Source organism: Streptomyces sp. NPDC033131, from assembly GCF_055578365.1.
Window position 1 is genome coordinate 23,791 of sequence record NZ_JBVIPA010000062.1, and the last position, 11,936, is coordinate 35,726.

The window sequence follows — 11,936 nt, forward strand, 5'->3', positions numbered from 1 at the left end:
GGACGTGCGGCAAAAGAGTGAGCTTACGAAGGCAGAAAATCCGAGAGAAGAGTCCTTGATCAATTACGCTACACATCTGGCTCGCCACCCTATTGGTCGATAAATTCTTCTTCTCGACTCCACTTTAGGAGTAAATAGGATTCGCTGCCGGTGTAACTGGATGAGTAATCCTGGCGATGCCTGTGCCGGACACGACAGCGTCCATCGCCCTGGACAGAGCGTCGACCCGGCTCCGCCTCCGCGACCACCCAGCCAGCGGATTGGCAAGGGCCGCTGACAGCAGATACGCAAGTGCCCGCGCCCCGCTGGCAGACTGCGGCCCATGAAGCAGCCTGCCCGTCTGTCTTTGACCCCGCGGCCCATGCCGCCGCTCCGCGGTGACGAGTCAATCATCGGCGTCCCGGACGCTACCGTGGTCGACTTCTGGCGGTTCGCCATGCCGGACCTTCGTATGAACAACACACGCGGTCTGTTCGCCGAATTCCTGGTCCACCAGGCGGTCGGCTCCCACGAGCCCCGTGTGGAATGGGCCAGCCACGACGTCGAAACTGACGACGGACTGCGCATCGAAGTCAAGGCTGGCGCCTACCTGCAAGCCTGGGAGCAGCGCACACCGTCTCAAATCCGCTTCAGCGGGATCCGCGCTCGCACGTGGTCACCCGATGGCGGCTACTCAGAGGCAAAGTCGTACAACGCCGACGTCTACGTTTTCGCCGTCCAGACTGCCTGTGAACACGCGGTCTACGAACCACTCGACACGACTCAGTGGGAGTTCTACGTGCTCCCCCGCCCAGTAGTCGCCACCCTGGACTCGGACAGCGTCAGCCTGGGAGCGGTTCGCGCGGCGGCCGGTCCACCGGTGTCCTTTGCCGCCCTCAATGAGCGGATCCGATCGACCGGTCCCCGCCCCGGGACGACTGGCGGCTGACGAGTGCAGTCCGTGCCACAAGCGTGCCAGATACGAGGGGCAGGGCCGCCAGTACTTCGGCCCTGACAAGGGCTCCAAGTCCAGCCTGGACCGCAGCGCCCGCAAGGCCGCCTGGCGGATGATCCGCCGCGAGGAGGGCCTGGACGACGACGTCTGATCCGTACGCCCAGCCGGATGTGCCGGCCGGGGCACCCTTCGGCGTCGATTCGTCTCCGACCTGACGGCCGTGGGTGATCTGGTGGATGCCCTGGTGATCGTCAGTTCACCGGCAGACAGCGGCCGTAACCGAATACACGAGCTCCGTACCATTCTTGTCGAACGCCAGCCACAGGCTGCTGTTGGAAAACAAAGGGAGACGATGACTGACGACCGCAAGACGACCGTGCCCGTGTGGACACTGGCGACCGCTGATGTCCGAGTGCCAGGGTTGACCGCGGGCGAGTCGATGACGGCTGAGCGCCTGGCTGAACTACGCGGAGTGCTGGCCGCCCTGGCCGACGAGCCGATCGTCACGCTTGAAGTGCATCCGCTGCCCGACAAGATCGACCACGGCCGTGGCATCCCGCTCGACGCCGCGAGTCCCCTGGCGCAGCACCTGTCACAGTTCATCACGCAATCGGCGCGAAGTTCCCTTACGGCGGCCAGAGCGACCGCTTCCGGCGAGAGTCTGTATCGCATGGTGGTCCCGGCGAAGGTCGCCGCCCAGCTCGGGCAGGGCATCGTTCGCCCGATGGCGTCGAAGGCGGCAGCCGGTGGCATCCACAGTGCACTCATGAACTCAACGGGCATCGCCGCCCAAGCGACGTTCGTGCCGGTCGGAGGAGCGGCAGCGGCGGGCGCAGTCGGTGGAGCCGGTGCTACCGCCGGCGTCGCGGCCGCCGGCGGCGCGGCGCTCACCGTGGCCGCTCCGCTCGTGCTCATGGCCGTGGCGGTGGGGGTGAGCGCGCATGCAGACCACAAGCGCCAGCAGGCCATCGCGCACATCACGGAACTGCTGGAGCAACTTCAGGAGGACAAGCTCGACGACGAGCACAGCGGACTCAACGGCTGCCGCGCCGCCATCGACAAGGCCACGGCCATCCTGCTCGATCAGGGCAAGCTCGGTGCCTCACTGGGACTCGACTCGGCAGTGCACACCCTCGACACGGCGCTGAGCAAAGCCGATATCCGCCTCTCCCGATGGCAGAGCGCGCTCGACAGACTCCCCGAGGGCGAGGCCGTCGAACTCGGCACGCTGACCAAGTCGTTCCCCGGCATCGACGACGACGGCGGCATGTTCCGCACCCACCTCGAACTCGCTTCCCTGGCCATCGCGCTGATGCGGCGGGTCGTCGTCCTCCAAGCCGTCGAGCACGCCCAGAGCGACCCCGGCAATCCGTTCCAGAACTTCACCCGCGCACTCAAGCGCGATCAGCAGCGCCTCGACGAACTGGAGTCAAGCATCGCCGGTGTCCTGGTACGCCTGTCGGCACTGGAGCTCGCACGCCCGAACGGTTTGCGACCCGTCTTCACGACCAGTGAAGTCGATCGCCTCATGAGCGCGGCACACCGGATTCACAAGCTGGGCGACGGCGTCATGGTCAACAGCCGCACGACAGACGTGGCGATTGAGATTGCCCGCGACAAGGACGGCTCGGTGGTCGTGTTCCCCGCGCTGCCCATACACGCGTAGGCGCGCTCGCACGCACCTGGTGAGTGGTGTGGGTTGCCCGAAACTTCAGTGCGGACGTCATCACCTTCAGTGTTCGCACCTGTCACCCCTCCACCGCGCGTCTCTCCGCACGCCGTAGCCGCGCCCTCGCCAAGATCCACGGCACCACCAGCAAGGACGGCCCCGCATTCCGATCCGCCATGGACGGGCTGCGTACCGTCGAGGACATGGCGACGCAGACGGTGTCCAAGTGACGTGTGGGTGGAGTACGACCACGGACGTGGGCCCAGCCGCGTGTGCGACTGGCCCCACGGCGGTTACGAATGCACGGCTCAGGTGGTCTGGTCGGCGGCCAGCCGGACGAGCCCGGCCCACGCGTCGGGGGCGACCGTCAGAATCGGTCCGGATCGGACCTTCGAGTCACGGATGTGTATGCCCTCTACGGCGGCTGCGATCTCTACGCAGTCGCCCCCCTCAGCGCCGCTGTAGCTGCTTTTTACCCAGGCGCGTTCCAGAGCGGCAGCCGAGCTCTCTGCGGTGTTCATAGCTCTCCCAGCAACTTCTCGATGAATCCCAGGGACTCTCGCGGAGTGAGAGCCTGCGATCGGATGATCCCATAGCGCGCGGCGGCGAGACGTACCTCTTCTCGGTCCGTCAGGAGGCTGCTGCGCCCTTGGACCTCCATGTACGTGACCTGCTCGCCGCCCTTCCGCGTAAGAACCGTAAACGGGCCGTCCACGCCCGCGTTGTCCTCCCGATCGAGCGGCATGACCTGGATCTCCGCATTGCGTTTCTGGCCGATGAGAAGTAGCTGTTCGAGTTGCCCTCGCAGTACTGCCTTCCCACCGAGTGGCTTACGCAGCACGGCCTCTTCGAGCACGAAGCTGAGCAGTGGTGCAGGCCAGCGCTCGAAGATCACCTGTCGAGCGAGCCGCGCTGCCACCCGCAACTCGATCGTCTCCTCGTCCAGCAGAGGGCGTCGCATGGCGAGCAATGCCCGCGTGTACTCCTCCGTCTGCAACAGCCCCTTGACCACGTGGGAGTCGTAGGAGCACAACTCGACCGCCTCCGCCTCCAACCGCGCCATGTCCCGGAAGAACGCCGGATACTGCGCCCGCCCCACCTCCTCCTTCAGCGCCTTGAGGACGCCCCCGGCGTCCAGCACCTCGTCCGCGCGGTCGATGAACCTCGGCGAGGGAATCCGTCGGCCCTGCTCGAAGGAAGCGATCGACTGACCGGCGTAGCCCGTGAGCTTGCCGAACTCCGGCCGTTCCAGGCCCGCCCGTACCCGCAGCAGCTTCAACTGCCGTCCGAACGCGGTCACCACGCCCGAGCCCGGCTCGTCCTCCGGCCTCGGCCCGGCGTCTTCCCGTGCGCCCTCGGCCTCGCCCTGCTCCACCGACTCCATCGGTTCCATCGGCCCCACCGCCTCCCCGGCCCAGTTCCCCGGCCCAACGCGCCCGCCCCGAGCCGGACACGCGGCAGGCCTCGTACACCTCCCGCACCGTCGCGTACAACCGGAACGCGACGGCGCGTCACCACTGGTCACCCTAAGCCACTTCCGGAAGCGTTGAGGGCATGAACAATGAGATCGCTGCTCCTTCTCGTATCGGCCAACCCATCGGCCCCACAGGTCACTTCGCGATGCGCTTCAGCTCCACCCCGCGCGGTGCCCGGCTCGCCCGGCGGCTTGCCGGGCAGCGGCTCGACGCGTGGGGCATCCCCTACGACTGCGACGCGCACTACGCGCTGACGCTGATCGTCGCCGAGCTCGCCGCCAACGCCATCCGGCACGGCCGGGTCTCCGGCCGCGACTTCCACCTCGCGTTGGCCCGCGACGCCACGACCGTACGGGTCGAGGTCACCGACACCCGCACCGAAGGCGTACCGGTCGCAGCGATGCCCACGGACCTCCGCGACACCGGCCGCGGCATGCTCCTGGTGGAGCACCTCGCCGACCGCTGGGACTGGCACCCGCGCCGGGACGGCCCCGGCAAGACGGTCTGGGCGGAGTACACCCTGCCGACGGGAGGCTGACCGGCCGCCGCGCCCTCCTGCCCGCGGTCCGCCCACCGACCCCCGCGCCCAAGTCCATGTCGCACGCGACCGCTGGACGGCAGATCGACACAGCGGTCACACTTGACACCAGACCGTGACTGTTCATCACGCACACCGGGGGCAAGGTGCCGCAGGAGGCGATCTCCGACCGATACGAACTGCTGGAAAAGCTCAGCCACGGCGGCATGGGTGACGTGTGGCGCGGCTACGACGCCGTGCTCGACCGGCCCGTCGCCGTGAAGCTCATCCGGCAGGCGTCGGTCACCTCCCCACAGCTGGCCGAGGAGTTCGCCAAACGCTTCCGTCGCGAGGCCCGCATCACCGCGCGCATCCAGCACCCCGGCGTGCCGCAGGTGTACGACGCGGTCCTCGACGCGTCGTACGAGCGGCTGTTCCTGGTGATGGAGCTCGTCGACGGCGTACCGCTGTCCGCCTACCTCGATCCCGGCCGGCCGTTGCCGGTCAGCTGGGCGGCCGCCGTCGCCGCGCAGGTCGCGACCGTGCTGTCGTATGCGCACGAGGTGGCGGTGATCCACCGGGACCTCAAGCCGGGCAACATCCTCGTCGCGCTCGACGGCACGGTGAAGGTCCTCGACTTCGGCATCGCGGCGATCCTGCGCACCGACGTCACCAAGCTGACCGCCACCGGCAGCCCCATCGGCACCCACCAGTACATGTCGCCGGAGCAGGTCCGCGGCGGACGCATCACCCCGCAGACCGACCTGTACGCACTCGGCTGCGTGCTGCACGAACTCCTCAGCGGGCGCGTCGTGTTCGAGGCGGAGAACGAGTACCTGCTGATGTACCAGCACGTCAACGCCGCCCCCACCCCGCTGCGACACCTCTGTCGCGTCACCGTTCGAGCGCCCCACCCCGCTTCGGTCAGGGGCAGATCGGGCGAGTCGGTACGGGCACCGGAAGGCCGGCTTTCTCGTCGGCGGTGAACGGCTGGTCGCCGATCACTTCGCACAGCCCTCGCCGCCAGCTCTCCGGATCGAGGCGCAGGGGCCCGCCGGTGTTGATCGAGTTCTGGTAGATCACGGATCTGCCGTCCGGAGTGATGTCCCAGAAGACGTACGAGTCGTCCCTCAGGTACTCGCCGGCGGGCACGCGACCGAAGTCGTACGACTCGCGGTAGCTGCGCCTGCCGACCTCGTAGAACCGTACGGAACTGTTGGCGGCCACGGCGTAGCCGCCCTCCCCGTCGATGAACCGGGCCGCGTACGGTATCGCGGCGTCCTCGACCATGCTGCGCAGCGGCCCGAGTTCCCTGCGCAGCGGGTCGCGCCGCCACAGTTCCACGATGCCGCCGCTGCGCAGGGCGGCGAAGTAGCGACCGCTGGGATCGAATTGCAGGGCGACGGTGTCGACGGGCACCTTCACGGTCGTCTTCGTGCGTCCCGTGGCGAGGTCGACGACACGGACGGTGGGATCGTCCCAGAGGAGTACGGCGACCTGGTTGTCCCCCGGGTGGTTGGCGACCTTCACCGTCGGCGGAGTGCTCGCGCTGTCGCTCTTGGCGATGAGGGGCTTGAGGTCGAAGTGGGCGAGTTGCCTGCCCGTGCGTGTGTCCCACTGCTGCATCCGCGTCCCGGAGACGGTCACGAGGTGCGCGTTCCGGTCGAAGAAGTACTGGAACTCGGAGGTGGAGGGCGGTTTGGGGACGGTGATCCGGGCTGTCTGGCGCAGTGTGGACACCTTGCGGATGGAGATGGTGTCCTCCGCGACCCAGTCCGCCAGGAGTGTCCGGTCCGAGTTGAGCACGAGCTGGTACCCGTCCTTGGGGTACCAGTACGGTCGCGGGCGGTTCACCTTGGCTGTCGGCGGGTCGCCCGCCTTGCTTGTCACCGATCGGACCTGGAGGCTCGCGCCGTCGTCCACGAGGCTGATGGTCCTGCTGCCGTCCGCGCTGAGTTTCTGATCGCTCACCTTGACGACGTTGGGCCGGGTGAACAGTTCGACGTAATTGATCGACGTTCCGTCGTGTGCGACGGCCATCAGTCTGCCGCCGCTGGACACCAGGTCCCGGGCGATCGCCACCGTCCCTCTGGGCCGGGTGGACTCGCTGACCGGCTTGCCCTGGGAGAGGTCGATCAGCGACAGCCTGCTCGCCGTGCCCGTGACGACGTGCCGCCCGGTCAGGTCGACGCCCTCGAGGTTGCAGTCCCCGTCGGGCCAGACGTGACGACGCCCCTGCTGGGCGCCGTCGGAGATCCGCCACAGGGTGAGTGACGCGTCCGGTTCCCCGTCGCGGCGGCAGACGACGACGGCTGACCGGTCGCCCGAGACCAGGAGCTGCCTGGCGTCGCGCACGACGGTACGGCTTCTGCCGGTGGCCATGTCGACGGCGAGCAGCGCGTTGCGGAACGTGTCCCCTTTCAATTGGGAGGTCTCCACCAACAGGTGCCTCTTGTCGGGGGGATCCACAGGTTGCCGCCCATGTCCGGGGGCGCCGGTACCCTGCCGCCGACGGTGCCGCTGTCCAGGTCCCACCACATCAGGTCGTCCCCGTCGCGGACGGCGACGGTCCGGCCGTCCTCGGACATCGCGAACCCGCCGCTGATGTCGAAGTATGTGTGAAGGTCCTTCGCCTTGGGCAGTTCGTGGACGGTGCCGATGAGGTGTTCGGCGTTCGGGTGCACCTCGAACCAGCCGGCCGACCCGTCGTCGCAGACGAACGCGACCCTGCTGCCGTCGGCCGACACCATGGCCATGGTCAGCTGCTTGCGGGAGAACTGTTCGCTGCGCACGGTGCCGGTGAGGGCACCCACGAAGAGGGTCGCGCGTCCGAAGGCCGATCTGGCGAAGACGACGTTGCCGTCCCGGCTGGACTGGAACTGCTTGATCGTCCCCAGCAGTCCGGAGAGCACTCGGGTGGAGTCCGAGAAGGCCAGGTACCTCCGCAGCAACTGGCCACGCGCCTCGGCCGTGGACGAGGTCTCGTACGCCGCGAGCGCCAGCTTCACCGACAGCACCGGGTCGAATTCCGCCTGGTCCTGTGAGTACTGGGCCAGAGAACGGGAGTTGGCGAGCGCCTGGCGTTCCTGGCTCTCCCTTTGGGCGTACGCGAACAGTGTGCCGAACAGCAACGCGAGGACGAGGAGAATGCCGAAGCCGGACCTGAGCACCCGGCGTCTGCGGGTGCGTGAACGGTGATGTGCACGACCGAGTTCCAGGTACTCGTGCTCGGCGGCGGTGAGTTCGGCGCCGCGTCTGTCCAGCCACGTCTCGGCGTTCGCCAAAGCGGCTGCGGTCGGCAGCAGTTCGGGGGAGCGCCTGCCGTCGTCCCAGCGGCTCCTGTCGTGACGCAGGGACTCCCGCCAGACCAGGAAGGAACGATCCTCCGCCGCCCAGCCCGCCAGCTTGTCCCAGCTGGAGATGAGAGCCTCGTGGGCCAGCTCGACGGTTTCGGTCCCGTGGGCGTCCCGGCCGGTCACCAGGAGGCGGTTGGTGGCGAGCCGTTGCGCGACCAGCCATTCCGCGTCGTCCAGTTCGCCGCGCGGGACCACCCGCCGCGTGACACCGGCCGATTCCAGGGGCACGCGGATCAGCTGAGTGAACAGCCGCCGCGCCGCCTCCTCGTAGGACTGCGCGACTTCGGTCTCCCAGACCTTGACGAGGTGGTCGTGCAACGCGCCGGCGACGCCACCGATCCTCTCGTACGCCTCATGGGTGAGCCGTCCTTGTGTCTGCTTCTGCTCCTGCCAGAGCTGGTCGAGGGCGAAGCCGAGCAGGGGCAGCGCACCGGGCTCGGCGCCGGTGTCGTCGAGGATGCGGTCGACCAGGTGAGCCTCGTAGTCCACGCCCGGGATGTCCTGCACCGGCCCGGTGACGATGTCACGGAGCTGGTCGGGGTGCATCGGGCCGAGGGCGTACGTCTGCTGCCCGTCAAAGGCGTGGCCGAGGCGCGGGTGGTCGAGGACCGCGCCCAGGAAGTCGGCCCGCAGGGTGGTCAGCACGCGGACCGTGTCCGGCAGGGTTTCACCGAACAGCAACCCGGCCAGATCGTCGATGTCCGCCGCATCCTGGGTGAACAGTTCCTCGAACTGGTCGAGCACGACCAGCAGTCGACGGCCGCGCTGCCCATTCGGTAATCGGGAGACGACATCGGCCAGGCCGCCGTTCCTGACCAGGGTCTGGGTGAACCCGGGCACTTCCGCGAGCCGGGCCGTCTCGGACAGTTCGGGCTCCAGCAGCGCCAGCAGTTCCAGGGCCAGGCCGACCGTCGGGGTGCTGCCCGCCGAGGGCCGCAGCACGATCACCGACGTGCCGTCCCGCCGCAGCTTCGGTACGACTCCGGCCAGGGCCAGGGAGGACTTGCCGGAGCCGGAGGGGCCCACGATCGCGGTCCAGCGCTCACCGGCGACCATCCGGGCGACCGCGGCGGACTCCGCCCGGCGGCCGTGGAAGACGGCGGCGTCGGCCTCCTCGAACGCCACCAGCCGTCGGAACGGCGACGGCGGCAGGGCGAAGTTCCGCAGGTCGGGCCAGGCGTCCAGCAGGCCGGCCGTCGGGATCAGATAGCTCGCCGGGGGCTCGCCCTCCTCCGCCAGAGCCATCATGCCGACGACGCCACCGAGTTCCTCGTCCCACACCGGGCTGCCGCTGAAGCCGCCGGAGACCCGGTAGCCGCCCTCCGCCAGGTCGGCCTGGATCCAGCCGTCGGCCTGCCGCGCGCGGAGCACGGCCGAGTGCCACACGCCCCCGGGGCGGCCCGCGGGGAAACCGAACACCCGCGCCGGGTGCTTCCACACGTCCGGTTTGTCCACCAGACGGATGGGCCGGCCGCCCTGCACCGGGGCGGGCAGGCGCAGCACGGCCACGTCTCCGGCACCGGAGGGCCGCGGGGGAACCCAGTGCTCGACACTCGCCATGACGTGCGGCACGCCGGCCGCGGCATCGTCCGGCGTGCCTGCGGCCGGGGCCCTCAGCAGGGGCAGGGTCACCGCGATGCGGGCGTCGGCGTCGGGCTCGGAGTCCGGGGGCGTACCGAGCGCCGCGTTGATGACATGCGCGCAGGTCAGGGCCAGCACATCGGTGACCAGGAAGCCCACACCCACCGGTTCGCCCCGTTGGTCCCGGATCTGGAGCAGGGCCGCTTCCAGGGCACCGGTGCCCACGGACGGGTCCAGCGGCATCCGATCCGGCCGCTCGGACGCCGTCACGGCGCGGGCTCGTCTCCCGCCGCGGCGCCGGTGGGATCAGCCGAGGGTTGGCGCCAGACGAGCGCCACCTTGAAGTTGGCCTGCGCCGAGGTACTGGAGATCACCACGTCCGCTTCGGCCGACAGAGCGAGGCCGAACTCGACGCTGATCTCGTCGGGTCTGCGGGTCATGTCCTGGAAGCCGTCGACGAAGTTCTGGGCGACCGGCCTGACCGCCGCCACCATCTCGCCCAACGAACGGGTGGCCCGCGCGACGACCTGTCCCGGCCTGGCGACCCTGACCAGGCCCTCTCCCTGCGCCTCTATCTGAACCTGCACCACCTCTGACCGCCCGTCCGCCCCGCCGACCGGCACTTCCACGAGATAAGCCACCGCTTCCCCCTTCGGCCACACCAAGTCCTCGTCAGCCCTGCTCCCCCGCATGATCTCCCTTTCCCCAACTCCGTTCAAAGAGGCAGGAGTTACGGAATTGCGGTGGGGCGCCCCCATGAAGACGCCGGGCCTGCCGCTCGGGCACACCCGTGCCGCATCGCCCGCGTGATGCAAGGCGGCGCGTCGTCAACTTCCCTCCACAGCGGAGGTGTTGCCGTGTCACAGCTGTGTCATGGCGGCGTTCTGAAGAGAAGACGGGTGTGACCTGCGGGTTCCGGGACCCCTCATAGTCAGCACAGAGCGGGAAGCCGGCGGAGAACGCCGCCGGCTCCCCACTACTCCCGCCTCGGAAGGAACCTCCCGTGATGAACCGCCACCTCCGCAAGGCCGTCGTCGCCGCCGCCGCGATCACCGCCGGGCTGTTGATGACGGCGTGCCAGAACGGCACCGACGACAGCTCGTCCGGCAAGAGCGGAACGGACGCGTCACCGGTCGCGGAGAAGGCGTCGGACTCCAAGGACACGAAGGGCGTCAGCGGCACGTTCAAGAACGGCAAGGTCACCTATCTCGCCCCGGGCAAGTACATCGTGTCCGTATCGGGCAGCGACCAGCAGTTCTGGGTCGCCGAAGACACCGAGGTCTACGGCGCCGGAACCATATGCGGCGAGGCGGGCGCCAAGGTGGACGCGCCCTGCACGCCGGACCAGCTGGAGGCGGCGACCAAGAAGGGCGCCGTCAGCGCCGACGTCGTGATGAAGAACGGAATCGCGACCCTGGTGACCGAGCGGCGTGTCGCCCAGCAGGGCTCCGGTTCCGGGTCCTCCGGCTCGGGTTCGGACTCCGGCTCGCCGTCCGACTCCGACTCCCGCGAGACCGTCATCGAAGGCATCAACCAGGGCAAGGGTGTCAACGGCACCTGGTTCGGCAACGTCTCCTACCTGGCGCCGGGCAAGTACACCGTCTCCGACATGAAGGGCACCGAGCAGCAGTTCCTCGTCGCCGACGACACCAAGATCATGGGCTACGACGACATCTGCGACGCCGTGAACACCGGCCCGGGCGGAGAAGGCGGCGCCGAGTGCACGGAGGCCGAACTGGAGACGGCCGCCAAGAAGGGCTTCAGCGCCGAGGTCGTGATCAGCAACGGCATCGCGACCACCATCCGCGACGACCACTGAGCCGCACCCGGCGGCGAGCCAGGAGCAATCAGCAGGGGCCAACCAGCAGAGCAAGGCAAAAGCCCCGGACCGGTCCTTGAGTTCTAGTGGTCGTGGCAACACCCCAGCTCAAGGGGTGCGGTTGTCAGCCCTTGAAGGAACCCTTGGTGCGTTCTTTCGCGCCCCGCATCTTGCCCCGTGTCTCGAGAGCGGCGCCTTTCGCTGCGAGCGTTTCCTTGTGCACCGCGTGGGCCGCCTTCCGCACGGTCATTCCGACGACCTGTTCGGCCTTTGCCTTGGCTCGTTCTCCGGCACTCATCTCGACACCTCCGCGGGTCTCACTGGACGGGTGCCCTGGAGGCAGGGGGCAAAACCGCACCGCGAAACGCGCCGGACGACATCCGGACGGGCGAGTGATCGGGGTGGTCCCTTGTCCCGTCCGAGCAGCGGGCGATCGTCAGGACCTGTGGAGGGGCGCCGCTGCACCGACCCAGCGGTGATAGGCGTCCACGTCGACGTTGCTGCCGCACACGATGGTGACCACGTGTCGCCCTGCGAAGCGGTCACGGTCCTCGAGGATCGCCGCGATGCCGAGCGCGGCCGACG

Annotated in this window: 11 protein-coding genes and 2 pseudogenes; 6 read left to right on the forward strand and 7 right to left on the reverse strand. The window is 68.5% G+C overall.

What is annotated here, in order from left to right; genetic code table 11:
• Positions 1 to 322: 322 nt before the first annotated feature.
• The 3 genes from ACZ5XS_RS41990 (at position 323) to ACZ5XS_RS42000 (ending at position 2,833) form a co-directional block, all read left to right on the forward strand.
• Entirely contained in the window at positions 323 to 928 is a 606-nt protein-coding gene (locus tag ACZ5XS_RS41990) for a hypothetical protein (protein ID WP_468660560.1), read from the forward strand.
• 358 nt (positions 929 to 1,286) lie between these two features.
• Complete coding sequence (locus tag ACZ5XS_RS41995; protein ID WP_468660582.1) at positions 1,287 to 2,600, forward strand: hypothetical protein; 1,314 nt, start codon at positions 1,287 to 1,289, stop codon at positions 2,598 to 2,600.
• Positions 2,601 to 2,626: 26 nt separating this feature from the next.
• Positions 2,627 to 2,833: a hypothetical protein gene (locus ACZ5XS_RS42000; RefSeq protein WP_468660562.1), complete on the forward strand. Its 207-nt coding sequence runs from the start codon at positions 2,627 to 2,629 to the stop codon at positions 2,831 to 2,833.
• Between the two features lie 78 nt (positions 2,834 to 2,911).
• Here the strand turns inward: ACZ5XS_RS42000 and ACZ5XS_RS42005 are convergent, their stop codons facing one another.
• Together ACZ5XS_RS42005 and ACZ5XS_RS42010 are read right to left on the reverse strand one after the other, a co-directional pair.
• Positions 2,912 to 3,124: a DUF397 domain-containing protein gene (locus tag ACZ5XS_RS42005; RefSeq protein WP_468660564.1), complete on the reverse strand. Its 213-nt coding sequence runs from the start codon at positions 3,122 to 3,124 to the stop codon at positions 2,912 to 2,914.
• Positions 3,121 to 3,987 carry a helix-turn-helix domain-containing protein gene (locus tag ACZ5XS_RS42010; RefSeq protein WP_468660584.1) on the reverse strand — a complete coding sequence of 289 codons (867 nt, stop codon included), beginning with the start codon at positions 3,985 to 3,987 and terminating at the stop codon, positions 3,121 to 3,123. The genes ACZ5XS_RS42005 and ACZ5XS_RS42010 overlap by 4 nt, the downstream gene beginning before the upstream one ends.
• Positions 3,988 to 4,157: 170 nt before the next feature.
• Here ACZ5XS_RS42010 and ACZ5XS_RS42015 point away from each other — a divergent pair, with 170 nt between their 5' ends.
• Both ACZ5XS_RS42015 and ACZ5XS_RS42020 read left to right on the forward strand, forming a co-directional pair.
• Complete coding sequence (locus ACZ5XS_RS42015) at positions 4,158 to 4,616, forward strand: ATP-binding protein (RefSeq protein ID WP_468660566.1); 459 nt, start codon at positions 4,158 to 4,160, stop codon at positions 4,614 to 4,616.
• Between the two features lie 146 nt (positions 4,617 to 4,762).
• Positions 4,763 to 5,482, forward strand: a pseudogene (locus tag ACZ5XS_RS42020) (serine/threonine-protein kinase); the annotation flags it as partial.
• A gap of 37 nt (positions 5,483 to 5,519) precedes the next feature.
• On the opposite strand, the gene ACZ5XS_RS42025 reads toward ACZ5XS_RS42020, so the two are convergent.
• From ACZ5XS_RS42025 to ACZ5XS_RS42035, 3 genes are read right to left on the reverse strand one after another with little or no spacing between them, the layout of a single operon-like run.
• Positions 5,520 to 7,019 carry a WD40 repeat domain-containing protein gene (locus ACZ5XS_RS42025; protein WP_468660568.1) on the reverse strand — a complete coding sequence of 500 codons (1,500 nt, stop codon included), beginning with the start codon at positions 7,017 to 7,019 and terminating at the stop codon, positions 5,520 to 5,522.
• A complete protein-coding gene (locus ACZ5XS_RS42030) occupies positions 7,016 to 9,802 on the reverse strand; it encodes an nSTAND1 domain-containing NTPase (RefSeq protein WP_468660570.1) in 2,787 nt (928 codons plus the stop codon). The genes ACZ5XS_RS42025 and ACZ5XS_RS42030 overlap by 4 nt, the downstream gene beginning before the upstream one ends.
• On the reverse strand, positions 9,799 to 10,173 hold the full coding sequence (locus ACZ5XS_RS42035) for a CU044_2847 family protein (protein WP_468660572.1): 375 nt from the start codon (positions 10,171 to 10,173) through the stop codon (positions 9,799 to 9,801). The genes ACZ5XS_RS42030 and ACZ5XS_RS42035 overlap by 4 nt, the downstream gene beginning before the upstream one ends.
• A gap of 365 nt (positions 10,174 to 10,538) precedes the next feature.
• On the opposite strand from ACZ5XS_RS42035, the gene ACZ5XS_RS42040 reads away from it, so the two are divergent.
• A complete protein-coding gene (locus ACZ5XS_RS42040; RefSeq protein ID WP_468660574.1) occupies positions 10,539 to 11,351 on the forward strand; it encodes a hypothetical protein in 813 nt (270 codons plus the stop codon).
• Positions 11,352 to 11,475: 124 nt separating this feature from the next.
• On the opposite strand, the gene ACZ5XS_RS42045 is transcribed toward ACZ5XS_RS42040, so the two are convergent.
• Both ACZ5XS_RS42045 and ACZ5XS_RS42050 read right to left on the reverse strand, forming a co-directional pair.
• Positions 11,476 to 11,649: a hypothetical protein gene (locus tag ACZ5XS_RS42045; RefSeq protein ID WP_468660576.1), complete on the reverse strand. Its 174-nt coding sequence runs from the start codon at positions 11,647 to 11,649 to the stop codon at positions 11,476 to 11,478.
• A 138-nt stretch (positions 11,650 to 11,787) separates the two neighbouring features.
• Positions 11,788 to 11,936: pseudogene (locus ACZ5XS_RS42050) on the reverse strand (threonine dehydratase); the annotation flags it as partial.

Excerpts from the sequence above, each read along its gene's own strand:
- ACZ5XS_RS41990 (WP_468660560.1), top strand. The coding sequence starts at position 323 with ATGAAGCAGCCTGCCCGTCTGTCTTTGACCCCGCGGCCCATGCCGCCG.
- ACZ5XS_RS41995 (WP_468660582.1), top strand. The coding sequence starts at position 1,287 with ATGACTGACGACCGCAAGACGACCGTGCCCGTGTGGACACTGGCGACC.
- ACZ5XS_RS42005 (WP_468660564.1), bottom strand. The coding sequence starts at position 3,124 with ATGAACACCGCAGAGAGCTCGGCTGCCGCTCTGGAACGCGCCTGGGTA.
- ACZ5XS_RS42010 (WP_468660584.1), bottom strand. The coding sequence starts at position 3,987 with ATGGAGTCGGTGGAGCAGGGCGAGGCCGAGGGCGCACGGGAAGACGCC.
- ACZ5XS_RS42015 (WP_468660566.1), top strand. The coding sequence starts at position 4,158 with ATGAACAATGAGATCGCTGCTCCTTCTCGTATCGGCCAACCCATCGGC.
- ACZ5XS_RS42040 (WP_468660574.1), top strand. The coding sequence starts at position 10,539 with ATGAACCGCCACCTCCGCAAGGCCGTCGTCGCCGCCGCCGCGATCACC.
- ACZ5XS_RS42045 (WP_468660576.1), bottom strand. The coding sequence starts at position 11,649 with ATGAGTGCCGGAGAACGAGCCAAGGCAAAGGCCGAACAGGTCGTCGGA.